Origin of the sequence: Capnocytophaga ochracea DSM 7271 (assembly GCF_000023285.1) — a bacterium.
GTDB lineage: Bacteria > Bacteroidota > Bacteroidia > Flavobacteriales > Flavobacteriaceae > Capnocytophaga > Capnocytophaga ochracea.
The window spans coordinates 409,576-435,495 of record NC_013162.1 but is presented as its reverse complement, the minus strand read 5'-3'; the positions used below and the strand labels follow the sequence as shown (position 1 = coordinate 435,495).

General features: G+C 41.7%; 23 protein-coding genes and 1 pseudogene. 5 read left to right on the top strand and 19 right to left on the bottom strand.

Going from position 1 to position 25,920, the window contains the following annotated elements; translation table 11 throughout:
• The first annotated feature begins 50 nt into the window (after window positions 1-50).
• Entirely contained in the window at window positions 51-1,745 is a 1,695-nt protein-coding gene (gene recJ / locus COCH_RS01750) for a single-stranded-DNA-specific exonuclease RecJ (protein WP_015781672.1), read from the top strand.
• 53 nt (window positions 1,746-1,798) lie between these two features.
• Here recJ and tpx read toward each other — a convergent pair whose 3' ends face one another.
• The 12 genes from tpx to COCH_RS01690 form a co-directional block, all read right to left on the bottom strand.
• Window positions 1,799-2,296: a thiol peroxidase gene (gene tpx, locus COCH_RS01745; RefSeq protein ID WP_015781671.1), complete on the bottom strand. Its 498-nt coding sequence runs from the start codon at window positions 2,294-2,296 to the stop codon at window positions 1,799-1,801.
• 72 nt (window positions 2,297-2,368) lie between these two features.
• Complete coding sequence (locus tag COCH_RS01740) at window positions 2,369-3,598, bottom strand: BaiN/RdsA family NAD(P)/FAD-dependent oxidoreductase (RefSeq protein ID WP_015781670.1); 1,230 nt, start codon at window positions 3,596-3,598, stop codon at window positions 2,369-2,371.
• 2 nt (window positions 3,599-3,600) lie between these two features.
• Entirely contained in the window at window positions 3,601-4,035 is a 435-nt protein-coding gene (locus COCH_RS01735) for a PepSY-like domain-containing protein (protein ID WP_015781669.1), read from the bottom strand.
• A 1-nt stretch (window position 4,036) separates the two neighbouring features.
• On the bottom strand, window positions 4,037-4,483 hold the full coding sequence (locus COCH_RS01730) for a PepSY-like domain-containing protein (protein ID WP_015781668.1): 447 nt from the start codon (window positions 4,481-4,483) through the stop codon (window positions 4,037-4,039).
• Between the two features lie 76 nt (window positions 4,484-4,559).
• Window positions 4,560-5,003 carry a PepSY-like domain-containing protein gene (locus COCH_RS01725; RefSeq protein WP_015781667.1) on the bottom strand — a complete coding sequence of 148 codons (444 nt, stop codon included), beginning with the start codon at window positions 5,001-5,003 and terminating at the stop codon, window positions 4,560-4,562.
• A 41-nt stretch (window positions 5,004-5,044) separates the two neighbouring features.
• Window positions 5,045-5,725 (bottom strand): ABC transporter ATP-binding protein, encoded by a 681-nt coding sequence (locus COCH_RS01720; protein WP_015781666.1) that lies wholly within the window; start codon window positions 5,723-5,725, stop codon window positions 5,045-5,047.
• Entirely contained in the window at window positions 5,726-6,271 is a 546-nt protein-coding gene (locus COCH_RS01715) for a Smr/MutS family protein (RefSeq protein WP_041546624.1), read from the bottom strand. It abuts the gene before it with no gap.
• Between the two features lie 67 nt (window positions 6,272-6,338).
• Window positions 6,339-6,539 carry a hypothetical protein gene (locus tag COCH_RS01710; RefSeq protein WP_015781664.1) on the bottom strand — a complete coding sequence of 67 codons (201 nt, stop codon included), beginning with the start codon at window positions 6,537-6,539 and terminating at the stop codon, window positions 6,339-6,341.
• A gap of 24 nt (window positions 6,540-6,563) precedes the next feature.
• Window positions 6,564-7,736, bottom strand: a complete 1,173-nt coding sequence (gene pncB, locus COCH_RS01705; protein ID WP_002673512.1) for a nicotinate phosphoribosyltransferase — start codon at window positions 7,734-7,736, stop codon at window positions 6,564-6,566.
• 201 nt (window positions 7,737-7,937) lie between these two features.
• Window positions 7,938-9,131 carry an aspartate aminotransferase family protein gene (locus tag COCH_RS01700; protein WP_041546889.1) on the bottom strand — a complete coding sequence of 398 codons (1,194 nt, stop codon included), beginning with the start codon at window positions 9,129-9,131 and terminating at the stop codon, window positions 7,938-7,940.
• A 29-nt stretch (window positions 9,132-9,160) separates the two neighbouring features.
• Window positions 9,161-11,566, bottom strand: coding sequence for an FtsK/SpoIIIE family DNA translocase (locus tag COCH_RS01695; RefSeq protein WP_015781662.1), 2,406 nt, complete (start codon window positions 11,564-11,566; stop codon window positions 9,161-9,163).
• Window positions 11,567-11,671: 105 nt separating this feature from the next.
• Window positions 11,672-13,438: an ABC transporter ATP-binding protein gene (locus tag COCH_RS01690; RefSeq protein ID WP_015781661.1), complete on the bottom strand. Its 1,767-nt coding sequence runs from the start codon at window positions 13,436-13,438 to the stop codon at window positions 11,672-11,674.
• A gap of 537 nt (window positions 13,439-13,975) precedes the next feature.
• On the opposite strand from COCH_RS01690, the gene topA reads away from it, so the two are divergent.
• Window positions 13,976-16,453: a type I DNA topoisomerase gene (gene topA, locus COCH_RS01685; RefSeq protein ID WP_012797070.1), complete on the top strand. Its 2,478-nt coding sequence runs from the start codon at window positions 13,976-13,978 to the stop codon at window positions 16,451-16,453.
• Window positions 16,454-16,528: 75 nt separating this feature from the next.
• Here topA and rpe read toward each other — a convergent pair whose 3' ends face one another.
• From rpe to COCH_RS01650, 7 genes are all read right to left on the bottom strand, one after another.
• Entirely contained in the window at window positions 16,529-17,179 is a 651-nt protein-coding gene (gene rpe / locus COCH_RS01680; RefSeq protein WP_012797069.1) for a ribulose-phosphate 3-epimerase, read from the bottom strand.
• 89 nt (window positions 17,180-17,268) lie between these two features.
• Window positions 17,269-18,741: a Fe-S cluster assembly protein SufB gene (sufB, locus tag COCH_RS01675; RefSeq protein WP_012797068.1), complete on the bottom strand. Its 1,473-nt coding sequence runs from the start codon at window positions 18,739-18,741 to the stop codon at window positions 17,269-17,271.
• Between the two features lie 160 nt (window positions 18,742-18,901).
• Window positions 18,902-19,456, bottom strand: coding sequence for a TlpA family protein disulfide reductase (locus COCH_RS01670; RefSeq protein ID WP_002673497.1), 555 nt, complete (start codon window positions 19,454-19,456; stop codon window positions 18,902-18,904).
• 120 nt (window positions 19,457-19,576) lie between these two features.
• Window positions 19,577-20,050 (bottom strand): DinB family protein, encoded by a 474-nt coding sequence (locus COCH_RS01665; RefSeq protein ID WP_012797067.1) that lies wholly within the window; start codon window positions 20,048-20,050, stop codon window positions 19,577-19,579.
• 4 nt (window positions 20,051-20,054) lie between these two features.
• Window positions 20,055-22,343 carry a DUF5682 family protein gene (locus COCH_RS01660; protein WP_012797066.1) on the bottom strand — a complete coding sequence of 763 codons (2,289 nt, stop codon included), beginning with the start codon at window positions 22,341-22,343 and terminating at the stop codon, window positions 20,055-20,057.
• Window positions 22,336-23,190: a hypothetical protein gene (locus COCH_RS01655; RefSeq protein WP_009410596.1), complete on the bottom strand. Its 855-nt coding sequence runs from the start codon at window positions 23,188-23,190 to the stop codon at window positions 22,336-22,338. The genes COCH_RS01660 and COCH_RS01655 overlap by 8 nt, the downstream gene beginning before the upstream one ends.
• 144 nt (window positions 23,191-23,334) lie before the next feature.
• Window positions 23,335-23,814, bottom strand: a complete 480-nt coding sequence (locus tag COCH_RS01650; RefSeq protein WP_012797065.1) for a Dps family protein — start codon at window positions 23,812-23,814, stop codon at window positions 23,335-23,337.
• Window positions 23,815-24,056: 242 nt separating this feature from the next.
• Between COCH_RS01650 and COCH_RS12635 the strand changes: the two are divergent.
• The 3 genes and pseudogenes from COCH_RS12635 to ribH all read left to right on the top strand — a co-directional run bounded on the left by COCH_RS12635 (window position 24,057) and on the right by ribH (window position 25,848).
• Window positions 24,057-24,158 (top strand): annotated as a pseudogene (locus tag COCH_RS12635) (glycosyltransferase).
• Window positions 24,159-24,570: 412 nt separating this feature from the next.
• The gene (locus tag COCH_RS01645; protein ID WP_009410073.1) at window positions 24,571-25,359 is read left to right on the top strand and encodes a tetratricopeptide repeat protein; all 789 of its coding nucleotides are present in this window, start codon (window positions 24,571-24,573) and stop codon (window positions 25,357-25,359) included.
• A 3-nt stretch (window positions 25,360-25,362) separates the two neighbouring features.
• The gene (gene ribH, locus COCH_RS01640) at window positions 25,363-25,848 is read left to right on the top strand and encodes a 6,7-dimethyl-8-ribityllumazine synthase (protein ID WP_012797064.1); all 486 of its coding nucleotides are present in this window, start codon (window positions 25,363-25,365) and stop codon (window positions 25,846-25,848) included.
• Window positions 25,849-25,920: the final 72 nt, after the last annotated feature.

Here is a 25,920-nt window from a genome sequence, read left to right as displayed (position 1 = left end):
AATAGATTTTGGCAAAGTTTTTTTCTTACCTCTTATCTCTTATCTAAATAATGGACTACACTTGGAACTTTAAACCACTACCACCGCAAGCCATTGTCGCTACTTTACAACAAGAGCTCAACATCAGTGAGCCTTTGGCGATTCTTTTAGCACAACGAGGCGTGACTACCTTTCAGCAAGCAAAAGATTTCTTCCGTCCTACATTCTCACAATTACATAATCCTTTCCTGATGAAAGGAATGAAAGAAGCCGTTGCTCGTTTAGATCGAGCCTTAAAAAGTAACGAAACAATCCTTATCTACGGCGATTACGATGTCGATGGTACTAGCGCCGTTTCTTTCATGGAGCGCTATCTTAGCAACTTCACTTCTAAATTACACACCTACGTCCCTGACCGATATACCGAAGGCTATGGTATTTCTTTTCAAGGAATAGACTATGCCGAGGCGCAAGGTTGTACCCTCATCATTGCGCTCGACTGCGGTATCAAAGCCATTGATAAAGTAGAATATGCCAAAGAAAAAGCCATTGACTTTATTATTGCCGACCACCACCGTCCTTCGGAACAAGTGCCAGATGCTATTGCCGTGCTCGACCCCCAGCAAGCTGATTGTCCTTACCCATATAAAGAACTCTGTGGTTGTGGTTTGGGGTTTAAATTAGCCCAAGCTTATCACGAGTATTTACAACGCCCGTTCAGCGAACTCATTCCTCTTTTAGACTTAGTAGCCGTCGCTACTGCTGCCGATATCGTACCAATGAACGGCGAGAACCGTTGCTTGACGTACTTTGGTTTAGAAGTACTCAATAATAATCCGTCGGCAGGCGTAAAAGCGCTTTTTGGAGAGCATCAAGGTAAAATTACCATAACCGATGTAGTGTTTAAAGCAGCACCTCGTGTGAATGCAGCAGGACGTATAGAACACGGCAAATACGCCGTTGCTCTCCTCACCGAAACTGATGAAGAACAAGCTGTACTTAAAGCTAAGGAAATAGATGCGCTTAATACACATAGGAAAGAGCTGGACAGCAGTATCGCCGCCGAAGCTCTCAACCAAATAGAGGCAAATGGCGAGCAAGAACACTATACGTCGGTAGTGTTTAATGAAGAATGGCATAAAGGGGTGATAGGCATTGTCGCCTCTCGCCTTATAGAGCATTATTATCGTCCTACGGTAGTCTTTACTAAGAGTGGTAATAAGTATGCTGCTTCAGCGCGTTCGGTACAAGGATTTGATATTTACGAAGCTTTGGAACAATGCAGTGAGTATTTGGAGCAGTTCGGTGGTCATAAATACGCTGCCGGACTCACTTTGCGCCCTGAACAGTATCCGCTTTTCAAAAATGCCTTTGAAGAAGTAGTAAAGCAAACCATAGACTCTTCGCTTCGCATTCCCAAACTCTTTATAGATACCGCTTTGCCATTGAGTAAACTTACTCAAAAGTTGTATAACGTACTCAAACAGTTCGAGCCTTTCGGTCCTCTGAATCTCCCTCCGCTTTTCTATGCCGAAAACGTAATAGATACCGGCTTTGCCAAACGTATCGGTAAAGATGAAGAACACTTAAAACTCACCTTAAAAGAAGTAGGCACTACCTCGTATTATGACGCAGTAGGCTTTGGCTTAGCACATAAACTCCCCATAGTAACCTCTGGCAGACCTTTCAGCATAGTATATTCAATAGAAGAAAATCAGTGGAATGGCAGAGCAAGTTTGCAGTTACAAATAAGAGATATAAAATAAAAAAGAGGTTATTGGAATACTATTCCAATAACCTCTTTTTTTTGTTCCTCTACCTATTTCAAAGCCTCTAACGCTTTAACGTAGTTAGGTTCGTGTGTGGTTTCAGCTACTTGTTCTGTATAAACCACTTTCCCTTGCTCATCTAAAACTATTACACAACGTGATAATAACCCTTTTAAGGGAGTATCAGTAAAGACAATAGGGTAATGCTTTGCAAAATCACCTCTAAAGTCTGAAAGCATAGTGAGATTGTCTATTCCTTCAGCAGCGCAAAAGCGAGTAAGTGCAAAAGGAAGGTCTTTAGATACACAAAGGATAGCTACATTACTGAGTTTAGAAGCTTCCACGTGAAATTTGCGTACAGAAGCTGCACATACCCCCGTATCTACACTCGGAAAAATATTTAGTACAACTTTCTTCCCTTGAAAGTCTTTGAGTGTTACTTCAGCTAAATCATTCCTTACAGCTGAAAAATTAGGAGCTATAGTACCCACTTTGGGAAGTTCTCCAACAGTATGAGCTGGTTGTTCGTGAAACGTAATATTTGCCATAAAATATAGTTATTATTAATAATATGAAAATCAACAAAAATAGTGCCAAGTATTAAGTTTATAATAGGATTATTATTGAATACTTTCTGCAATGATATAACCACCCGTCCACGCATTTTGGAAGTTAAACCCTCCAGTAATAGCATCAATATCGAGTACTTCTCCTGCTAAATAGAGCTGAGGGTATAGCTTGCTCTCATAAGTCTTAAAGTTGATTTCAGAGAGTTTTACACCACCTGCTGTTACAAATTCTTCTTTGAAGGTAGCTTTGCCCTCTATGGGAAAACGATATTGGGTAAGAGCTTCAGCCAGCCGGCGCAATTGTGGTTTGTTGAGTTCTGCCCACACTTGTTCAGGAGCGATACCTGCATTTTCTAAAAGAGCAGACCATAAGCGTTTGGGGAGTTCAAAAAGTGAGAAGCTTTGTATAGCTTTGCGTCCGTTGTGTTGTTTAAATTCTTGGAGAACAGAGAGCGTTTCGTCATAAGAAAGCGCCTCTGTGAGGTTAGCGGTGAAATTTACTTCCATTAAGCATTGGTAGTTACATTCAGCTAGCACACGAGCCCCCCAAGCCGAGGCGCGCAATACCGCAGGTCCGCTAAAACCCGTATGGGTGAAGAGTAGCGGAGCAGTCTCAGTTATTTTTAGTGATTTTCCTTCTTTGCTAAGCAAACGTACAGAAGCATTTACAGCAATACCCGATAGTTCTTTTGTCCATTGGGTGGAAGTATGAAAGGTAAACAACGAGGGGACTGGTGGTATGATAGTATGCCCCAAATTAGCTAACAATTGCCATATTTTAGGATTACTGCCGGTGGTAATGACTACATTTCGAGTAATGTAGGTCTGTTTGGGCGTACCTACTTGCCAACCTTCGGGAGTAGGAGAGAAGGCTTGTACATTTTGCTCAGCGAAGAGCTCTATATGGTGTTTTTTTATTTCGTTGAGGAAGCAATTTACAATGCTCTCCGAAGTATTAGAAATAGGAAATACACGACCATCAGCTTCAGTTTTGAGAGGGACACCGTGAGCTTCAAACCAGTCCATTGTATCACCACACATAAAACGGAGGAAGGGACTGAGGAGTTCCTTACTGCCACGAGGATAGTTCTTTACGAGTTCTTGGGGAGTAAAAGTAGCGTTGGTGAGGTTACAACGCCCTCCGCCTGAAATGCGCACTTTATGGAGTACTTCTTTGCTTTTTTCGAGGATAGCAATCTTAAAGTTAGGGTGTTTTTCAGCAGTATTAATAGCGGTGAAGAAGCCAGCAGCTCCTCCACCGATAATAAGAAGGTCGTACATAGTTATTTTACCCCAATAAAGTTGAACTTATCGTCAAATTTAAGTTCTTGATCGTCGGTAAGTTCTGCTTCATATTTCTTTTTACTAAGGTTGCGCGATACTTCTTTGATAGATTCAAAAGGGAAAGTGGCACGTACGTGTGCTAATATTTTTTCGGGTACTACGTGATCGGGCACTTTGCCGTGACGAGCTTTAAGCTCTTTCCAATCGCCATCGCCGTTAAACTCTATTTCAAGTCCATCGCGAAAGATGACGGTATACTCTTCGTCCTTGTAATCGGTGTCTTTCCATACCGAAGCGATGTGGTCTACTAAGAAATGCTCGCGTACAAAGTTGATAGCATCAGCAGGGAGGTCGTTAAAAGTTACTTTTTTGTCTTGTGCTGAGGCTGCGCTGAAGGTAAGTGTAGCAGCAATGAGTAATAAAAAATGTTTCATTTTAGTCGTCTATTTTTAAGAATTTACCATTTAAGTTAAAAATGAGTTCTACCCCGTTAGAAAGGTCTACTTCGTATTTAGTACGTTCTTTTTTAATTTCTTTAACGATTACATTAGGGTAGTTTTTGTGCACATACTTAGTAATTTTTGTAGGAACAATCTTGGGCGAAACTTGTCCGTTGCGTGATTTCACTTCTTTCCAATTGCCATCAGCACGAAACTCTATTTCTGTGCCATCAGCAAAGAGCACGGTGTAGTCCTCTACTTTGCCTTTCTCGGTATCTTGCCATACCGAAACGATGCTATTAGCAGAAAAATGTTGCTTAATAAAACTTTGTGCACTAGCAGGCAAAGTACTTATAGGTACAAGACCTTCGTCTTGAGCGGTAGTCACTCCAAAAGCAAGTAAAGAGAAGACTACTGTTGATAATGTTTTGAGTGTATTCATCTTTTTATAATTGATATGTTTAAGGCGACAAAGGTAGCTAAAAATAAAAAAAGTACCAAATGAATGGTACTTTTTATTAGTCGTCTATTCTTAAAAATTGTCCTTTAGCATTGAATTCCAAATCGAGTCCGTTAGCGAGTTCTACCTCATAGCCATAGCGTTTCTTTTGGATTTTGTAGATATCCGTTTGAGGGTAGGTTTTCTTTACGTACTGAGCGATACCATTAGGAATAAGTTTTGCAGGTACAGCTTGAGTGCGAGTTTTCACTTCTTCCCAGTCTCCATTGCTATAGAATTCAATTTGAGTGCCATCGTTAAAATACACTTTGTAATCTTGGTCGTGGAAATCGTCGTCTTTCCATACCGATGCGATATCATTTAGTTTAAAGTGTTGTTTCACGAAAGCTTGCGCCTTAGCTGGTAATTGTTCAAAAGTAATAGGAGTGTCTTTAGCTGACAAATCTTGTACTGCTATTACAGTCAATAAAAAAGTGGTGATAATTGATACTAATTTTTTCATCGTTTAATCTGTTTTTAAGTTTAACGGGGCAAAGATACTACCTAATTTTGGAAAGAATTGGGAATAATTATCCTTCCGTCTACCATCACCAGCTTTCTATCTGCCATAGTAGCCAATTCTTCATTATGGGTAACGATTACAAATGTCTGCTGGAACTCATTGCGCAGTTGGAAAAAGAGTTGGTGTAGTTTTTCAGCACTTTCGGAATCGAGGTTGCCACTGGGTTCATCAGCGAATACTACCGAAGGGTGGTTCATCAAGGCGCGTGCTACTGATACTCGTTGTTGTTCGCCTCCTGAAAGGGCATTGGGCTTATGGTCAGCACGCGAGGTGAGGTGCAAAAAGTCTAAGAGCTCCATTGCACGTTTTTCGGCTTCCTTCCTGCCTACCCCTTTGATGAGTGCAGGAATACAGATATTCTCCAAAGCAGTGAACTCGGGCAACAACTGGTGAAATTGAAAGATAAAGCCTATGTGTTCATTGCGGAATTTTGCTAAGGCTTTGGAGGATAACGACAATATATCCGTACCATTAATCACCAACGACGATGGTTTATTGGCATCTGGACTGTCCAAAGTACCTAAGATGTGTAACAGGGTAGTTTTTCCTGCTCCTGAAGCTCCTACTATCGATACAATTTCGCCTTTGGAAACGTTCACCGATACGCCTTTGAGCACTTCTAAATCTTTATAAGTTTTATGAATATTGGTAGCTTGAATCATTTATTTGGCATTTTGATAGATATATACTTCGGTAGCACCTATGCCGTATTTGGCATATTCGGCATCGTAGAAAGTAACGTTAGAATAACGCCCCAACAGGAATTCTAATTCGGTGCGCAACACGCCTTCGCCTACTCCGTGAATAAACACTACCCGCTGGATACGCTGTGCAATGGCAAACTCTAACTGCCGGCGAGCGGTTTCGAGTTGTAGAGTAAGCATATCGTAGTTGGTCATATTCCTAGTAGAATTGACCAGTTGCTCAATGTGCAAATCTACTTCCATTGGAGGGATATTACGCTCTTTTTTAGTGAGTGGCGATTTGTTCTTGCGCTTGCTCACCACATCTTTGCGCAAACTCTCTTCATCTATATTCGTAAAAGCACCTTTTAAAGGCGCTTCCTCTTCAATAACTATTATTTCCTCAGGGCGGTAAGTTAATTCAAACCCCTCAGTAGTAATTACTGTTACCTGCTGAGGCGTAAGGCGCACGATGTGTCCTTTTATGGTATCGTCTAATACTTCTATGTAATCTCCTATGTTCACAGTGCGAGGTGCGAGCCGCACGGGCAGTTTATTTGTTAATTTGTTAATTTGTCAATTTGTCAATTTGCTAATTATCTTCTGGGTTTCTTATTTTCGTCGCTGGGTCTTGAAAATCTTCCTCATTTTTAGAGGGTAGGTTGCGCGAAATGCGATAGATACCTATCATCAGTAGGCTTATGCCTATGATGAGTAACGCTTGGTCGTATTTTGGGAAAAGATAACGCGACAGTGCTACCAATATCCCTAAAATCATTAATATATAATTCATAAATTCGATTTATCAATTTGCTAATTAACTAATTGCTAATATTCCTTTTGCGAGTTCAATCATTCTTGGGTCGCCCGTGTGTTTGTTAGGCTCGTCTGAAAGTTTTACAGTAGGTACCCACTCGTTATCGCTGGTAAGTACCCCAGTGAGCTTCATCACTATGTTCATCGGACGTAAACCTACATCATTAGTGAGGTCGGTACCTATCCCAAATGAGATACCTATTTTACCTTTACAAGCTTCGGTGATTGCTTGTACTTTCTTAGGGTTAAGTCCGTCAGAGAAGATAATGTATTTTGATAGTGGGTCTATTCCCATCTTCTTGTAGTGTGCTATTGTCTTTTCGGCAAAGACTATAGGGTCGCCACTATCGTGACGCACACCGTCGAACAACTTGCTAAATTTCTTGTCGAACTGCTTGAAAAACACATCGGTAGTATACGTATCGGAGAGGGCTACTCCAAGGTCGCCTCGGTACACGTCTACCCAGTGTTCCAATGATAGTGCATTAGCCATTTTGTAACTGTACTCAGCTGCGTGGAACATAAACCACTCGTGGGCGTGAGTCCCTATAGGTTTCACCTTGTATTTCATCGCAAAATGCACATTGCTAGAGCCTATAAAGGTTTGGTTGTAGCCTTCCATTAAGGTATGCATCACGATGTCGTGCACGTGATACGAATGGCGACGACGGGTACCAAACTCGGCAAATACCACTCCTAATTCTTTGTATAACAGTTCTTTTTCACGAGTATTGGCTATCACCTGCTCGTCTGTCCAAGCGGTCGCTTTGGTGAGTTTATAGAAGAGCTCGCTAATTATAGAAAGTAGGGGCACTTCCCAAAGTATCGTGCGATACCAGTAGCCCTCAACAGTTACCTGCAAGTCGCTACCGTTTTGTTCGATATGTACTTCCGAAGGATCATAGCGATACCCTTCCAAAAAGTCTAAATACAGCGGACTCAAATAGGGGCAGTTATCTATCAAAAACTGCTTTTCGGCTTTGGTAAGTTTCAGTTTTGCCATATTGTTCACCTCTTCTCTCAAAGCCTCAGCAAAGCCATCGGGGAACTCGTGTTTGCCACGGTTGATAAAAGTGTAACGTGCCTTGTTTTTAGGAAATAACTGCACTACGCCACATTGCATAGTGAATTTGTAAAAATCGTTGTCTAATAATGAGTTTAGGATTGCAGACATATATTTTCAATTAACAATTTACAATGGATAATTAGTAAGTTCAAAAAACTTATTTTGGGCAAAGATAATAAATAAATTGCAATTATAACCGATTGCTTCCTAATTCTATTCCACCTATTTTTCGTCTTAACTTCGGTTTAGATTCGCCTTAGGTTCGCTTTAGCTTCGATTAAAATGAAATTAAATGTAGATAGCAATAATTTAGAATGATTTCTCTACTTGATTCAATGCTTCCAAGATAATATCACAGCCTTCTTTTATTTCTTCTTCTGTAAGGGTAAGTGGAGGAGAAAGTCGCACGGCGCGGTGTTCAAACAAGAGCCAATACACAATGAGTCCCCTATCCTGACAGTAATTCACTACAAAATCGGCGATTTCGGCAGTCTTAACGATAACTGCTAACATCAGTCCTTTACCGTTCACGCTTTCAATGAGTGGGTGTTGCAAATACTTGCGGAAGAGTTTTTCTTTCTCCAAGGTTTGAGCCATTAGGTCGGTAGTGAGTAGCTGGTTGAGGGTTGCCAACGAGGCAGCTGCTATCACGGGGTTGCCTCCAAAGGTAGTGATATGTCCCATTTTAGGACTGTGTGCCAAGAGTTGCATACGCTCATATGACGACACGAATGCCCCTACCGGCATACCGCTTGCCATACCCTTGCCTATTGCGATAATATCAGGGGTAAAGCCATAGTTTTGGAAACCAAAGAGCTTGCCGGTACGTCCGAAACCTGGTTGTATTTCATCGATGATAAGCAGGGCTCCCACCTCTTCACAACGGCGTTTTACCTTGATAAGATAGTCGTTTTGGGGTTCGATAAAACCTGCTCCTCCTTGGATACTTTCTAAGACCACACCTGCCGTACGTTCGGTGATTTTGAGGATATCGGCTTCGTTGTTGAACTCTATAAAATCTACATCAGGGATGAGCGGACGATAAGCGCGTTTGCGTTCTTCATAGCCCATTAGGCTCATCGAGCCTTGTGTATTGCCGTGATAGGCGTTTTTGGCAGCAATGAGTTGAGTGCGACCCGTAGCGCGTTTGGCTAATTTCACCGAGCCCTCAATAGCTTCCGTCCCCGAGTTTACTAAATAAGTAGTATTGAGCTCTGGTGGCAACTGCTCAGCGAGGAGTTTGCAGAAGTCTACCGCCGGTTTTTGTACGTACTCGCCGTATACCATTACGTGCATATAGGTAGCGCACTGCTCTTGTATAGCCTTCACTACCGCAGGGTGACAATGCCCTAAGGTGCAAGCCGATACGCCTGCTACAAAATCTAAATAACGTTTGCCATCGGTAGTATAGATATAGCTACCCTCAGCGCGTTCTACTTCCAAGAGTCGCGGATAAGGTGAGGTGGGAGCTTGATATTTTAGAAATTCTTGTTGTTGATTCATACTTTTGACTCTTAACTTTTCTCTTTTCATTATTGTCCTTCCAACAGCCTATCCAAGCTTACAATGTCTTGAATAAGCACTTGCCTTGCCTTACTGCCTTCAAACGGGCCTACTACACCGGCGTGTTCTAATTGGTCGATGAGGCGACCCGCGCGGTTGTAACCTAATTTCAGTTTGCGTTGCAAGAGGGAAGCCGAACCTTGTTGGGCATTCACTACCACTTCGGCAGCTTCGCGGAACATAGGGTCACGCTCCGAGGGGTCGAAGTCTAAATCTACACCCTCTCCCTCAGGTCCTACATACTCAGGTAGCAAGTACGCATCGGGGTAAGCGCGCTGTGCCCCAATGAAGTCGGTAATGTGTTTTATTTCGGGGGTATCTACAAAAGCACATTGTATACGTACAGGTTCATTCCCTTGCGAGTACAGCATATCACCTCGTCCGATGAGCTGTTCTGCTCCTGAGCCATCCAAGATAATTTTAGAGTCGATTTTAGAGCTTACTTTAAAGGCAATACGCGTAGGGAAGTTGGCTTTAATAATACCGGTAATCACGTTGGTCGATGGGCGTTGGGTAGCGATAATCAAGTGAATACCAATGGCTCGGGCAAGCTGTGCCAATCGTGCAATAGGAAGTTCTACCTCCTTGCCTGCTGTCATTATCAGGTCGGCAAACTCATCTACCACCAATACGATGTAAGGTAAGAAGCGGTGTCCCTCGTTAGGGTTTAGCTGTCGCGCTTTAAACTTAGCGTTGTACTCTTTGATGTTGCGCACTTGGGCATTTTTCAGCAGTTCGTAGCGGTTGTCCATCTCTATACAGAGGGAGTTTAGCGTGTTCACCACCTTTTTGTTATCGGTAATAATTGCTTCTTCACTATCGGGCAATTTAGCGAGGAAGTGACGTTCTATACGCTCAAATATCGAGAGCTCTACCTTTTTAGGGTCTACTAACACAAACTTCACTTCGGCTGGGTGCTTCTTGTAGAGTAGCGAACTGAGCACTACATTTATCCCTACCGATTTACCTTGTCCGGTTGCCCCCGCCATCAGTAAGTGAGGCATCTTGGTAAGGTCGGCTACAAAAGTTTCGTTGCTAATTGTCTTTCCGAAGGCGATAGGAAGTTCCATTTCGGCGTGTTGGAATCGCGGTGCGGTAATCATCGTGCGCATATACACCATTGTAGGCTTCTTGTTTGGCACTTCAATACCTATCGTACCTTTCCCTGGAATAGGTGCGATAATACGAATACCAAGTGCTGCCAATGAAAGAGCTATGTCGTCTTCTAAGTTCTTGATTTTTGCAATACGTGTCCCCGCTTCGGGTACAATTTCGTAAAGAGTAACGGTAGGACCTATGGTCGCCTTTATCTTCTCTATTTTAATTTTGTAATCGTTCAGCGTTTGTACGATTGTATTCTTGTTTTCCTCCAATTCCTCTTGGTTAATAACAATACCACTGTCTTTGGGGTCGTCTAAGAGGTCGAGTGTAGGGAAACGGTAATCGCTAAGTTCTAACGTTGGGTCATACTCTCCATAGTTCTCTACCAATTGCTTAGCCAGAGCCTCGGGGTCTATTGCCTCTGTTGGCTGAGTAGGCGTTACCGTAAAATCAGGTTGTTCCTCTTCGGGAATATTAGTGATTTCCAATCCTCCCTCTTGTCCATCAAGGCGCGGAATTTCCTTTTTATGGGTAAAAGGGTCTAACTTTTCGTTTTCACCCTGTGGAATGATAAAGTCTAAATCACCCTCATCAGTAGTAAATTCTATGGAGTTAGGTTCTTTTTCTATACTTTCAAAGCTGTTTTCCTCCTCATCGCCTTGCTCCTGTTCTTCTTCTCCTTCGCGTTTCAGTTTAGAGAATGTATTTTGGAAGAAAGCAACAGCCTTTTCAGTAGTGAGATTTAGTTTGAAAATGCCATAGAGTACCACAATAAGTACCAAAAGGAGTATAGTGCCCAATTTGCCCAAATAGTCTTGTAGAAAATGGTTTAGTTCATAGCCCGAAACACCTGCTAATATAGTAGCTTTCCCTCCCAAAAATCCTAAGGCGGTTGAAGTGAATACCATTAACAGAATCCCCCAGAACCAGCGGTTTAGCAATGGCTTTTTCATATTCAGGATAAGTTTCATCCCTGAGAGAAATAGAAGCCACACAGGAAAGATAACTGCCAGTCCAAAACCTTTATATACAAATAACTGACCCAAATAGGCTCCTATCTTACTGCCTATATTGTCAGCAATTTCTTCCCGATTGCTCAAATCTGCCCATCCACTTTGGTCAGTCTGCCACGAGAAGAAGAATGACGAAAAGGTAAATACCAAATACAGCGATAGCAGTACTAAAAATACGCCAAAAGCCAATTTGCGCTGTTGAGGTTTATTAGTATCCTTCTTCTTCTTTTGTGTTTCTTGTGGTTGTTTCTTTTTAGCCATTTATAGTTAAGCGTTTTTTCAATTAAATTTTATATAACGTCAGTTCAATTGCGTTTTATCTGCTTGATTCTGAACCTCATTTATGTTAATTTCTGAGATGCAGTCTCACTCCTTGTATTTCACTTCTTCCAAAAACTGCACCTCATACAAGTTGCGGTAATAGCCGTTTTCTATTTGCAACAACTCCTCGTGATTGCCTATTTCCACTATCTTCCCTTTGTCTAATACTATTATTCTATCAGCTTTTTTCACGGTGGTAAGGCGGTGCGCAATGATGATGGACGTGCGCCCTTCGGTCATCTTATCGGTAGCCTCTTGTATGAGCTTTTCCGAATGCGAATCTACTGAAGACGTTGCCTCGTCCAAAATAAGAATTTGCGGTTTGTGTACATAGGCGCGTAAGAAAGCTATCAGCTGGCGTTGTCCTGCCGAAAGCATAACCCCACGCTCTTTCACGTTGTAATGATATCCCTCTGGCAAACTCATCAAAAAGTTGTGAACTCCTATGCTCTTAGCAGCCGCAATCACTTCCTCTTCGGTGATAGCAGGATTTTTCAAGGTGATATTGTTGTAAATACTATCGGCAAATAGGAATACGTCTTGCAACACGGTAGCAATGTGCTCTCGTAGCGAACTGAGAGTATACTCCTCAATGTTCACCCCATCGATGTAAATCGCCCCCGAAGTCAAGTCGTAAAAACGGTTTAGCAAATTGGTGATAGTGGTCTTCCCTGCACCCGTTGCCCCTACAATCGCAATGGTTTCGCCTTCTTTTACCTCAAAACTAATGCCGTGCAAGATTTCTTCCCCTGCTACGTATTCAAAACGGACGTCTTCAAACTTAATATTACCTTTCACCTCCTTCAACTCTTTCTCACCTCCGGTTTCAGTATCCGTTTCAGTATCCAAAATAGCAAATACGCGGTCAGAAGCGATAATGCCCATCTGCAAAGTGTTGAACTTATCGGCTATATGCCTAATAGGTCGGAATAACTGTTGCGAAAGCTGTATAAAAAGGAAGATATTCCCTAAGTCGTATACGTTTTCTCCTATAATTTGCCGACCGCCAAACCACACAATCAGCGCAATGGTAATCGATACACACAAGTCGCCAATCGGAAAGAAAATAGAGTTGTACCATATCGTTTTCAGCCACGCCTGTTTGTGTTTCTCGTTTATCTTTTTGAAATTCTCCAATTCTTCGCGCTCTTGCGCAAAAAGTTGTAGTACTTTAATACCCGAAATGCGCTCTTGTACAAAGGCGTTTAAGTTTGCCACTTCGTGACGTACCTCCACAAAAGCTGCCTTCATTGAACGTTGAAACCAACGCGTAAAGTACAAAATCAGAGGCATCGTAGCATAGCTGATAAGCGCCAATTTCCAATCAATCACAAACATTACAATCGTGATAACAAACATTTTCAGTATATCGCTTGCCATCTCAAAAAGCCCCGAACTGAAAATTTCGCCTATCCGTTCCATATCGTTCACCGCACGCGTTACCAATACCCCTATGGACGATTTGTCAAAATACCGCATCTTAAAGCGTAACAAGTGCGCAAAAAGCTTTTCTCGCACATCGCGTATTACCGTTTGTCCCAGCCAATTAGAGTAATAAGAAAACAGAAACTGCATCGTTACTTCCGCACATAGCAAAGCTATGAGTATGTACACAATGCGCACTAAACCCTCGTAATCCTTAGGAGTGATATAATTGTCAATCGCTACTTTTATCAAGTAAGGTTGTGCGGTCGAAAAGATAGACGATAGCACTGCAAAGAGAGCTACGGCTATAAATACCCCACGATAAGGTTTTACAAAGCGCGACAGCTGACGAAAAGTATGTTTAGTCCGAGATGTTTTTTCTGACATTGTTTTCTTTTAAGGTGGCAAAATTACGAACTAATTCCCAAATCCCCAAATTTAACACTCGTCATTTATTCCTCGTTTCCGTCATACTCCCCCCTAGTGCCTATGGCCTAAGGCCTAGTGCCTTTTCTCTTTCTTTCGCCTCGAAACCTCGTTTTTAACATTTTTAGCACTGTTGTATGATATTATGAATCAACTCTTTATATACCCTTCCTATACCAATCGTCCAAGATTCGTATAAGCTTCCTATAAGCTCTCTATAAGCTAACCCCACCCTCCTCACAGCCTTTTTTCACCAAAATCTCTCTCAACCCTCTTCCGAACTTCTCCGTTTACTTTCGATAGCTCAGATATGTCACTTTTAGGGGTACACACTTTGCCAAAGTTTGAAACTTTGGCAAAGTTGATTACTGGTATTTCCGGTATTATTGGTATTCCCAGTATTATTGGCATTATTGGCATTACTGGCATCTCCCTCATTTGCTATTTTGCAATTATTTTGTACTTTTGCACCCAATAACTCAAAAAACAAACAAGCGTATGGCTAAGAATGTAGTGATTGTAGAGTCGCCTGCCAAGGCTAAAACCATTGAAAAGTTCTTAGGTAAGGACTACAAAGTAGTGTCCAGCTATGGGCATATTGTCGATTTGCCCTCCAATGAACTGGGCGTAGATATCCAGCACGGTTTTAAACCTAATTACCTCATCTCTAACGACAAAAAAAATCTTGTAAAAGAACTCAAAGCACTCACGTCCAAAGCCGAAGTAGTATGGCTCGCTTCCGATGAAGACCGTGAAGGAGAAGCTATTGCGTTTCATCTTTCCGAAACACTCAAACTAAAAAAGGAAAATACCAAGCGCATCGTTTTTAACTCCATTACCAAATCGGCTATTGAAAACGCTATTAAAAACCCTCGTGGTATCGATTATAATCTGGTGAATGCTCAGCAAGCACGCCGTGTACTCGACCGCCTCGTGGGCTATGAACTCTCTCCCGTACTGTGGAAAAAAATTAAAAGCGGACTCTCAGCAGGACGCGTTCAGTCGGTAGCAGTACGCCTTATCGTAGAACGCGAACGCGAAATACAAGACTTCAAAACGCAATCCTCTTACCGAATTACTGCCGAATTTATCACCTCAGAAGGCAAAGTTGTAAAAGCCTCTTTGCCTAAGAATTTCAACACACAAGCCGAAGCTGAAAACTTCTTGCAACAGAATATCGGAGCGCATTTCAAAGTGCAATCATTAGAAACCAAACCAGCTAAGAAAATGCCTGCGCCCCCCTTCACTACTTCCACCCTCCAACAAGAAGCCGCACGCAAACTGCACTTTTCAGTAAGCAAAACAATGACGGTAGCCCAACGCCTCTACGAATCTGGTTTCATCACCTATATGCGTACCGATAGCGTGAATCTTTCACAAGAAGCGCTCAACACTGCCAAAAACGCTATCGTGCAACTCTTCGGAGCTCAGTACAGTCAAGTGCGCAAGTTCGCTACTAAAAGCAAAGGCGCACAAGAGGCGCACGAAGCCATTCGTCCTACCGATATGAGTCGCTCCTCTATCGCTGCTGAACCCGACCAGAATAAGCTATACGAACTGATATGGAAACGCACCCTTGCCTCACAAATGGCAGATGCTCAAATAGAGCGCACTACCGTAAAAATAGAAGCCGATAAGCACAAAGAACACTTCGTAGCCAGTGGCGAAATGGTACAGTTTGATGGTTTTTTAAAAGTGTATTTAGAAAGTACTGACGACGAGGAAGAAGAACAAGAAGGAATGCTCCCCAATCTCAAAAAAGGAGAAGCTCTTACGCATCGCTATATTACTGCTACCGAGCGTTTCACTCGTCCACTACCTCGTTATACTGAGGCTTCGCTGGTGAAAAAGTTAGAGGAACTCGGTATCGGACGCCCATCTACTTATGCTCCTACCATTTCTACGATTCAAAACCGCGGATATGTGGAACGTAGCACACTCGAAGGTGAAGTGCGCCCCTATCAGCAACTTACCCTTACAGGTAATAGTATCAAAACGCAAACTCTTAGCGAACGAGTAGGTGCCGATAAAGGCAAGCTTGTCCCCACTGATATAGGTAGTGTAGTAAACGATTTTCTCGTCTCCCATTTCGATACGATAATGGACTATAATTTCACTGCCAAAGTAGAAAATAGCTTCGACGAAATAGCCGAAGGCACTGAGAATTGGACAAAGATGCTCACACAGTTTTATAATCATTTTCACTCCGTAGTAGAAAATGTTGAAAAACATACAGGTCGTGAAACAGGTGAACGCGTGCTGGGTACCGACCCTAAATCAGGTCGCCCTCTCAGCGTACGCTTAGGTCGTTATGGAGCTATGGCGCAAATAGGGAATCCCGACGATGCCGAAAAGCCTATTTATGCAAGTTTATTGGCAGGTATGTCTATCGAAACGATTACTTTTGAAGAAGCCCTCAAACTCTTCGAGCTTCCTCGTCAGTTAGGCATTGTCGATGGTAAGAATGTAGAAGTGAATGTAGGGCGTTTCGGCCCCTATGTGCGCTACGGCGATGCTTTTATATCACTTGATAAGGGTGAAGACGTTTTCAGTATAACTCTCGAGCGGGCTAAGCAACTCATCGGCGAGAAGAAAAAAGCTGACGCTCCTATTGCTACCTATCAAGGAGTGGAAGTTACCAAAGGTGTAGGTCGTTTTGGTCCCTTTATTAAGTGGAACAATACTTATATAAACGTTACCAAAAAGTACAATTTCGACCATCTTAGTCAGCAAGATGTAGAAGAACTTATAGAAGATAAGCTCAAAAAAGAATCGGAAAAGGTAGTAAAAGAATGGGACGAAGGAGCTATCCGTATAGAGAAAGCTCGCTGGGGACGTTTTACCCTCCTCAAAGGTAAAACCAAAGTAGAACTCCCCAAAGACACCGATATAGCAACTTTGACCAAAGAACAAGCTCTTACCCTGCTCACCGAGAAAGAGCCTAAAGCTAAAAAAGCCCCTTCTAAAAAGAAATAATACAATAATAATAGGCTATCAAAAAGATAAGATTTCTTTCTTGATAGCCTATTTTGTATCATAAAATAAGTATTCTTATAATACTGTTTTTTTTAATTCCGCAATCGTTTGGGTAGGGTTAGTAGCATTGAAGATAAAACTGCCTGCTACTAAGGCATCAGCACCTGCCTCTACAAGTGCTTTAGCATTCTTTAAACTCACTCCACCATCTATTTCTATAAGTGCGTGTGCCTCTACTTGTTCAATAAGTGCTTTAGCTTGACGCACTTTCTTATAAGTATTTTCAATAAATGACTGTCCTCCGAATCCAGGGTTCACACTCATCAGCAAGAGTACATCTATATCTTGAATAACATCTTCCAACAAAGCGACAGGCGTATGCGGATTGAGGGCTACCCCTGCTTTCATTCCCTCTGCTTTAATTGCTTGTATAGTGCGATGCAAGTGCGTACACGCCTCGTAATGCACAGTAAGAATATCACTACCGAGCTTAGCAAAAGTGCTAATATAGCGGTCGGGGTCAATAATCATCAAGTGAACATCTAACGGCTTAGTAGCGTGTTTGTGAATCACTGAGAGTATGGGCATACCATAAGAGATATTAGGCACAAAAACACCGTCCATAATATCGATATGAAACCAATCAGCTTCGCTGGCGTTTACCATTTCCACGGCTTGTTGCAGGTTGCCGAAATCGGCAGCTAATAATGAAGGAGCGAGAATCATATTTTTAATGTTTAATGATTAATGTTTAGTGATTTATTTTATGAAGCAAATGCAATTTTTAGTATACCATCGTCATTCGTAATTCGTCATTAGCCTACACTTCCTTCTAGCGAAATCTCTAAGAGTTTTTGAGCTTCAACAGCGAACTCCATAGGGAGCTTGTTAAGCACTTCCTTGCCAAAACCATTTACGATGAGTGAAATCGCTTTCTCGGTATCAATACCCCGCTGATTGCAATAGAAAATCTGGTCTTCACCAATCTTAGAGGTAGTAGCTTCGTGTTCTATTTGAGCAGTAGGATTTTTGGCTTCTATATAAGGAAATGTATGCGCTCCACAGAGGTTACCCATCAATAGGGAGTCGCATTGAGAGAAATTGCGTGCATTTTTAGCATTAGGCACTACTTTCACCAATCCGCGGTAGCTGTTTTGTGATTTTCCCGCCGAAATACCCTTAGAGATAATCGTAGATTTGGTGTTATTGCCTAAGTGTATCATCTTAGTACCTGTATCAGCTTGCTGAAAGTGGTTAGTAACCGCAATTGAGTAAAATTCGCCTATAGAATTATCCCCTTTGAGCACTACTGAAGGGTATTTCCAAGTAATAGCAGAGCCTGTTTCTACTTGTGTCCACGATATTTTGGCATTTTTCTCAGCCAAAGCGCGCTTGGTTACGAAGTTATATACACCGCCCTTACCGTCTTTATCACCAGGAAACCAGTTTTGAACGGTAGAGTATTTAATTTCGCCTCCCTCCATTGCGATGAGTTCTACCACTGTGGCGTGCAATTGGTTTTCGTCGCGTTTGGGCGCCGTACAACCTTCGAGGTAAGAGACGTAAGCGCCTTCATCAACAATGAGGAGGGTTCGCTCAAACTGTCCTGTTCCTGCTTGATTGATACGGAAATAAGTAGAAAGCTCCATAGGGCAACGCACCCCTTTGGGTACATAACAAAAAGACCCATCAGAAAAGACCGCTGAGTTAAGAGCTGCGTAGAAATTATCGGTTTTAGGTACCACAATACCAAGGTACTTACGCACTAAATCAGGGTGTTTTTGTATCGCTTCGGAGATAGAACAGAAGATAATGCCTCGTTCTGCCAATGTTTTTTGAAAAGTAGTTGCTACTGAAACGGAGTCCATTACTACGTCCATTGCTACGGCAGGTTTTTCATCTTCTACTCCCGCAAGGCGTTTTTGTTCTTCAAGAGAGATACCGAGTTTCTGGAAAGTTTCCAATAGCTGAGGGTCTACCTCATCAAGGCTGTTAAGTTTAGGTTTCTGTTTAGGAGCAGAATAATAAGCAATATCTTGAAAGTCGGGAGTTTCAAACTTGAGGTTCGCCCAATGAGGAGGCTCTTCCATCGCTTGCCACGCACGGAAGGCTTCTAAACGCCAATCGGTCATCCACTGGGGTTCGTTTTTCTTTTTAGAAAGGGCTATTACCACTTCCTCGTTGAGCCCTTTAGGAAAAGTTTCTGATTCGATATCTGTATAAAAGCCGTATTTGTATTCGCTGTTTTCTAATTCTTCTTTAAGTTCTTCTTCTGTATATTTAGTCATAATTGCTTTTAGATAAGAGGTAAGAGATAAGAGGTAAAAACTCCTCTTATTTATACCGAGATGCGATTTTACAAAGCGCAAAGATAGTACTTTAAATTGAATCTAAAATACTATCTTTATAATTATTTTGTTTGAGAGATAGAGTTTGCCTATAGTTAAGCTATTGGGTAAGACTGTCTAACAACTGATGTACTGCATCGCTATTCCAGCGTGCAATACCGTCTTTCTGAGCGCGTACATAACCGTTTTTATCTACTATGTAACCTGCAGGAATCTTATCGGGGTCAAAAGGTTTTTTAGGAGCTTCGATAATGAGGTAGGTAACTTTGAAATGAAAATTGCGCTTTTGCATCATTTCATCTACTGGCTCGGGAAGCTCATTGGTGATGATGTAAAAATCTACTTTATCCTTATAAGCATCATAGAGTTTTTCGACTGCATAAAGGTCGGCTACGCTGATTTCACGCCAAGAAGAGAAGAAGTATACAAATGATGGTTTCTTACCTTCGGTTTGGGAATAGTTAAACTGCACATTATTGCGGTCTTTCAGTTGCCAATCGAAGTCTATTTTACGAGCTTTATCAGCGGGAATAATATCTACCGAACCGGCGAAAATACGCTGTAGTAATATCTTACTTTCGTACCCCAAAGGAGTTACAAAGAAAGAGAGCACAAAAAGAATAAGTAGTAGGTTGAGTATGGTACGTTTTTTCATAAACTAATTTTATTGATAGCGATTGCAAAGGTAATACTTTTTTTTCTAATTGAGAAACTTACTTCAATATCAGAAATCAAATAGCTTTTCGTGTTACTCATCTATTTAATTTATAATCAATTACTTTTTGCTTCCTGTAATTGCACATTTTAAAGCTAATACACTTCCCAAATGTACTCCCTCGTGTGAAATATTGAAGTAAATAGCTTCTTCAATAGTATTGAGTTCGTACTCTATGCCCGTTACATAATGATTATAGTGCTTAAAAATTCCTTTTTGATAATCAGTTTCGAGCCAATTTACAGTGCTGATGAGAAGCTCTTTTAGTTCCTCTATCTCGGCAGAAGTAGGGATATGTCCATCGGGAATTGTACCTTTGCGATAACGCTCTACAAACTCAGGGGTGAGATAAGTAGGTAGGTCGCTATTGGTATAGCAATAATTTTGCTGGGTAACTACGCAGTGAGCGAGATTCCACAAGATATTGTTTTTAAAGCCCGCAGGAATGATTGCTAATTCTTCGGGGGTAAAGCTATTGAGCAATTTGAGTTGTCGCTCACGCAATTTTCGGTATAAGGTAAATACTTCTTTCATATATTTAAAAATCAAAATCAAAGTCGTTGAGTTCGTCTAATTTAGTACTCTCTTCTTCCGTAAGCACTTCTTGCAAGAGTTCGGCAGTAGCTTCTTTACCAGTACCCCAAAGGTCTCCTAAAAGTTCGGCGATACTGTTCTTTTGGTTAGGCTCAAAATCAGAAAAAGCACGGCGCAAGAACACTACCGAGCGCATAAATTGTTCTTCATCTAATTGGCGTACATAGTTGTCTAACTCTTGCCATATAATCGTACGCGATAACAATGCGTATCTATTTCTTCCTGAAAAGCCTTCAAACCACGAAGCTCCTAAATCGGCGGGGACACCTGCTGAAAGACGGCGTGACACTTCTTTTCCACATTGTTCTTCAGTAGCTAAATTGTGCTCTAACAATATAGCAAAGGCTACCCCCGAAAGTTTGGTGTTCACATCGTCACGCCACGCAAGGTGGGTAAGTTCTTTTTGCCACGTTTCGGTATCTACCAATTCGTATTGCTGTTCGGCTATGAACTCCATAGTATTGATAGCTTCTACAATTTGTTTAGAGGCTTTGTCATCACAAGATGAAGCATCTATCAGTAATAACGAAGCACGGAGGAAAAGCTGTTGCAAGATAGGTTTCAGCGGTTCGAGATTGAACTGACGCAAATCACCGTACTGTATAAGTACCGAGAGCTCGTGTGCAGCAAAAGCAGTTTCGGCAAAACTATTACTATCTACCAAAAGGCGTTGCAAGGTGCTGAGCGCATTGCTAAAAATATGCGTAAGCTGACATTCGCAAGCCTGCCTAATGATTTTAGCTACTACTGAAAGGTCGGTGCTTTCGTTGAGCTGTTCTTTGAGTACAAAAGCTGTGGCTATTTCAAGCGTTTCACCTTTAAGGTTAGCTTCTACAATTTCTATTTCGACCTCAGGACTCCACTGTAACACCCATTTCTCTGCCCACGAGGCTTTATCCTGCTGTACGTGCTGCTGAGTGGCAAAGTGAATGCCCAACACTTCCAAGCGATGGAGGAATGTAGAGCGATTTAGGTCTATAAAAGCAGCTTCTTTGGTTTTTACTTTTAAGTTCTCACGCAGGTCGAGGGTGAGGTCTTGCGCTACCGCCGATTTGTAGTTGGTAAGCTTTAAGCGTTTCAGCTCTTGGTTCATATCCTCTTGTACGGGCGTCTGGCTCACCCCTTCGGGTAATGCCCCAATAGCCGTACCGATATCTACCTTATTGATAGCTTCGGCTACCACAGCAAGGTCTCCCCCACCAAAACAAGTAACTACTGCATCGTGGAGGTCTTGCAACACAGGGTAAGAACCACCTTTCATAGCCGAAAGCACATTAGCAAGACGCACCGCTTCAATTACGCTAGCAGAAGAGGCATTTTGCCCTTGATTACGCAAGATTTTGGCTACTTTAGTAAGATAGACAGCTGAGAGCTGATTGAGGGTGTTTTCGTGCATCGCTTGCCACATCAGCTCAAAGTAATAAGGAGCCGTATTGCCCGCTCCATAACCCGTACGACTGCTGAGACGCAAATAGGAATAAGGCATCAGGGTGAGTTGAGAGGTAGCTTTGGGGAGCTTTTTGAGCTCGTCATCAGTTATAGCAGGTAGGCTGTTTTGGATACCTGATAAGTGGTAAGCCCCTACGATTACTACTATTTCTTCGGGTTTGAACTCGGTGCAAGCCTTAGCAATCTCACGTTTCATATATGCCTCACGAATGAGATTATACGAGAAATCGAAAGGCGCGTTTTCATATTCTTTATCTATGACCATTTGGCGCATTTCACCCGATTGTAAGGCAAGTGTGGGTGCAAAAGCATCAGGATTGAGATTGTGTTCAAAATGGCGTTCCCAATAATCTTCATAGTCGGTTTCGCCCCCCTCCTCGGCTATTTGCTTGTAGAGGGTATTATGGTAGAGATAAAATTCTTTGGCTTTTTCGGCTTCTTCCTCCGTGCGTTGCTCCTGCTTCAATTTCAGCATATTCTCCGAAGGCAAATCGATGAAACGAAGTGTTACCTTCTTCTTTACTCCCCAACATATTGCTTGATATTCGGGAGAATAAGATGCCAATGGATAAAGCACTGTTTCGATAGGCAATTCGGTAGTATAGCCCAGCATAGCGATAGGAGGTTTTACCCCTTTTTGCGCTATTTGAGATATCAGAGGGGTAGCATCGGCAGGACCTTCGATGAGAATACACTTGGGGTTGTTTTCCTCTAAGAAGGCAATTAAATGATAGGCTGCCGAAGGCGACAGATGCCTTACACCGAAAAAGTGAATGTTATTCATAATAACTGAGGGTGCGTTCTATAATTTGTCGGGGTTCACCGTTGATGAAAGTCGTTTTGGCAATCCAATTACCTCGATTATCGTATTTATACTCGTAAGTGGCTACATTCTTCTGTTTTTGAGGTAGTTTATTTTCTGCTTGTAGTTTGATACAATCTCCTTGACTATTGTATTTTTTGGTAGTAATATTCACCAACTTATTATCTTTGTCGTAAGTGCGATTGCGTTCGGCTAAATGCTGTTTATTGAACTTGCTTTCTACCCTTTGCAACAGATTGCCCTGAGCATCGTAGTAGCGCATCTCGACAGGGTCGCCTTGTTTGTTGTAAGTATAAGCTATGGTAGACTCTAACTGATTGGCGTGATAAGTTTCCTCTTTTAGCACTTTGCCATTGGTATCTACTTGATAGTTGTAATGCGTTTTTAAGAAGCCCCCAGGTGAATAGGTCGCATCTTTGATAAGATAGCCTTCGGGGTTGTAGACATAAAGGGTTTTATCGGAATTGTAACGGGTTTCAAACAGTTGTCCTTGCGGATTGTAATAGTATTCCATACGACTGTACAACTCACCGTTTTTGAAGAAAAAACGCATTTGAGTGAGATACCCATTGGGATTGAAATCTTTTTGAAGATTGTCGAGGTTACCTATCTTGACTACTGTATCCAAATCGCGGTCGATGGCTCCTTTTACGAATGTTTTTCCTTGGGTAACTACCTCATAAGGGATACTGCGCTGACTTTTCACTTTTCCTTTGAGTCCTGAGAGTTCCCAATCGGTAGGGGCTTTGTGTTGAGCGGTGAGGATAGTGGTTGCGATAAATAGGATAGATGTGATTAAATATTTCATTAGTTATGAGTTAAAAGTTATGAGTTATCAATTAAGAGTTATGAGTTGTGCAAAGGTAGGGATTAATTATGAATTGGCAAAAAAAGAAAGAGGAATTGATTATTTTTAGTCAATTCCTCTTCCTCGTTTAATCAAAATTCAGTATTAAATTACTTCATTGAGGTAGGCTTTGAGCATCCAAACGGTTTTCTCTTGTCCGGATATAAAGTCACTCATTAAAGAATTAGTACCTTCATCACCTATTTCGTCAGAGAAGTTCAAAAGTTCTCTTTCCAAAGGTAATAAAGTGCTAATGGTATTGATTATCAGGCGTACGGTTTTATCATCGTCGAAAATGTTTTCGCCTACGGGAACAGAAGTGTGCTTTACATAGCTTTCGAGAGTGTGAAAAGGCACGCCACCAAGGGTAAGAATACGCTCAGCTATTTCGTCGACTTGTTCTTGTGCGGTATTATAAAGTTCTTCGAACTTCACGTGTAGTTCAAAGAAGCGTTTTCCTTTTACGTTCCAGTGTACACCGCGCAAGTTTTGATAATACGTTTGATAATTGGCAAGCAGTACATTTAGCAAGCCGATTTCTTTTTCTACTTTGGCTTTATCAAGCCCTAAGGTATTTAAACTCATAATTTGTTATTTTAAAAATTCTACGGTGCAAAGATAGCAGTTTTTTTGCAAAGAAGAGCTACTGGATTATAGATTTTTTTAATTATAGAATAATAGTAATTAATACTAAATAATGCCAATAATACCAGATAATGCCAATAATGCCAGTAACTAACTTTGCCAAAGGTGCGAGCCGCACAGGCAGTCGTAGCACGACGGGCGGGGAAAAATTAGCAGATTAGCAAATTTGAAAATTAGCAAATGTGGAGGGTTGGAGGATTCGGAAGGAAACGGAGTAATTCGGAAGAGGTGAGGGAAGGTTTTTGGTGAAAAAAGGGTGTAAGGAGGGTGGGGTTAGCTTATAGAGAGCTTATAGGAAGCTTATACGAATCTTGGACGATTGGTATAGAAAGGGTGTGTAAAAAATTGATTAATAGCTTAATACAACAATGCCAAAAATGCCAAAAATGGGGTTTCGAGGCGAAAGAAAGGGAAAAGGTACTAGGCCTTAGGCCATAGGCACTAGGGGGAGTATGACGGAAAAGGAGAAATTAGGGACGAAAACATACCCCCTTTAAAGGGGGAGTGTGGCGATGGAAAGGGGAAGAAATGAGGAATGACAAGGGACGAATGACAGAGGAGATGTGGAGAAAACTCGCCGTATATTAACTAATAGATAAAATGGGAAAAATGACTGATAAGTAAATAATTTTTTCTGTTTTGCTTTCTAATTAAAATAAAAGTTGTACTTTTGCCGAACTTTAATGAAAATTATATATGGCAACTTACAAAAAGAACAACAACCGACCTAATAGACAAAAAGATACCGAGCATTTAGACGAAGCAAAACAGGCTCAATTACACAAAGAAAGTACTACTGCTGAGGTGTTTGATGCCCTCGATGCAGGCGCTACTCGCACCGAAGATTGGGTAAAACGCAATCAGAAGATTATTATTGGAACTCTCATAGCCGTAGCTGTGATAGGCTTGGGTTATTTGCTTTACCAACAGTTTGTGAAAGCCCCTAGAGAAAAGAATGCTGCTAATGAGCTTTTCTTTGCACAACAGTTCTTTGATGAAGCGATGGAAGCTACTGATGCTAGAGCGCAGGATTCCCTCTTTAAAGTGGCTATCAACGGTGGAAAAGGAAAATATGGATTTAAGCAAATTGCCGAAAACTACAGCGGTACCAAAGCTGCTAACCTCGCTGAATACGGTATGGGTATGGCTTATATGCGTTTGCGTGACTATAACAACGCAATAAATCACCTCAAAGAGTTTGACTCTACCGATGATATTTTCGGAGCTTTGGCTTACGGAAATATAGGTGATGCTTACCTTCAACAGAAAAATAACGCTGAGGCATTGAAATATTATATCAAAGCCTTTGAACATAGCAAAAATGACTTCGTAACTCCATTATACCTGAAAAAAGCAGGAATAGTAGCTTCTTTGCAAGGTAAAAAAGACGATGCCTTGAAATATTATGAGCGCATCAAAGACGAGTACCCTACCTCAGAAGAAGCACGTACTATCGATATCCTTATAGGGAAAATTAGTCAATAATTAATGGCAACAGAAAACAAAAACTTATCACAATACGATAAAAAAATAATCCCAAATGCGGAATCTCTTCGCTTTGGGATTATTACTTCTCAGTGGAATGAGCAGATAACTTACGGAATGCGCAATGGTGCCATCGAAACCCTTAAAGATTGTGGTGCTATTGATGACAATATACTCCTATGGGAAGTACCAGGGAGCTTTGAATTAGTGCACGCAGCCAAGCGGATGCTCGATACTAACGAGGTAGACGCTATTATTGTAATAGGCTGTGTGATACAAGGAGAGACTCGTCATTTCGATTTCGTGTGCCAGGGTGTTACCCAAGGTATTGCCCAGCTCAATGCGGAACAAAGTGAAGTACCTGTTATCTTCTGCGTCCTCACTGATAATACCTTCCAGCAGTCGCTTGACCGCAGTGGTGGTAAGCTCGGTAATAAAGGCGTGGAGGCGGCTATTACAGCAATAAAAATGGCGGTGTTAGGGAAGTGAAAAGAGAAAAGTGAAACGTAAAAGGTTGGAACAATTTTTGCAATGCAAATGTTGTTAAAGTCGTTAGATTTT

Coding starts and splice junctions, on each gene's coding strand:
- COCH_RS01725 (WP_015781667.1), bottom strand. CDS start 5,003: ATGAAAAAATTAGTATCAATTATCACCACTTTTTTATTGACTGTAATA.
- COCH_RS01740 (WP_015781670.1), bottom strand. CDS start 3,598: ATGTACGACCTTCTTATTATCGGTGGAGGAGCTGCTGGCTTCTTCACC.
- COCH_RS01670 (WP_002673497.1), bottom strand. CDS start 19,456: ATGAAAAAACGTACCATACTCAACCTACTACTTATTCTTTTTGTGCTC.
- topA (WP_012797070.1), top strand. CDS start 13,976: ATGGCTAAGAATGTAGTGATTGTAGAGTCGCCTGCCAAGGCTAAAACC.
- COCH_RS01730 (WP_015781668.1), bottom strand. CDS start 4,483: ATGAATACACTCAAAACATTATCAACAGTAGTCTTCTCTTTACTTGCT.
- sufB (WP_012797068.1), bottom strand. CDS start 18,741: ATGACTAAATATACAGAAGAAGAACTTAAAGAAGAATTAGAAAACAGC.
- COCH_RS01695 (WP_015781662.1), bottom strand. CDS start 11,566: ATGGCTAAAAAGAAACAACCACAAGAAACACAAAAGAAGAAGAAGGAT.
- tpx (WP_015781671.1), bottom strand. CDS start 2,296: ATGGCAAATATTACGTTTCACGAACAACCAGCTCATACTGTTGGAGAA.
- COCH_RS01660 (WP_012797066.1), bottom strand. CDS start 22,343: ATGAATAACATTCACTTTTTCGGTGTAAGGCATCTGTCGCCTTCGGCA.
- recJ (WP_015781672.1), top strand. CDS start 51: ATGGACTACACTTGGAACTTTAAACCACTACCACCGCAAGCCATTGTC.
- COCH_RS01735 (WP_015781669.1), bottom strand. CDS start 4,035: ATGAAACATTTTTTATTACTCATTGCTGCTACACTTACCTTCAGCGCA.
- COCH_RS01655 (WP_009410596.1), bottom strand. CDS start 23,190: ATGAAATATTTAATCACATCTATCCTATTTATCGCAACCACTATCCTC.
- ribH (WP_012797064.1), top strand. CDS start 25,363: ATGGCAACAGAAAACAAAAACTTATCACAATACGATAAAAAAATAATC.
- COCH_RS01690 (WP_015781661.1), bottom strand. CDS start 13,438: ATGTCAGAAAAAACATCTCGGACTAAACATACTTTTCGTCAGCTGTCG.
- COCH_RS01650 (WP_012797065.1), bottom strand. CDS start 23,814: ATGAGTTTAAATACCTTAGGGCTTGATAAAGCCAAAGTAGAAAAAGAA.
- COCH_RS01720 (WP_015781666.1), bottom strand. CDS start 5,725: ATGATTCAAGCTACCAATATTCATAAAACTTATAAAGATTTAGAAGTG.
- pncB (WP_002673512.1), bottom strand. CDS start 7,736: ATGTCTGCAATCCTAAACTCATTATTAGACAACGATTTTTACAAATTC.
- COCH_RS01710 (WP_015781664.1), bottom strand. CDS start 6,539: ATGAATTATATATTAATGATTTTAGGGATATTGGTAGCACTGTCGCGT.
- rpe (WP_012797069.1), bottom strand. CDS start 17,179: ATGATTCTCGCTCCTTCATTATTAGCTGCCGATTTCGGCAACCTGCAA.
- COCH_RS01700 (WP_041546889.1), bottom strand. CDS start 9,131: ATGAATCAACAACAAGAATTTCTAAAATATCAAGCTCCCACCTCACCT.
- COCH_RS01665 (WP_012797067.1), bottom strand. CDS start 20,050: ATGAAAGAAGTATTTACCTTATACCGAAAATTGCGTGAGCGACAACTC.
- COCH_RS01645 (WP_009410073.1), top strand. CDS start 24,571: ATGGCAACTTACAAAAAGAACAACAACCGACCTAATAGACAAAAAGAT.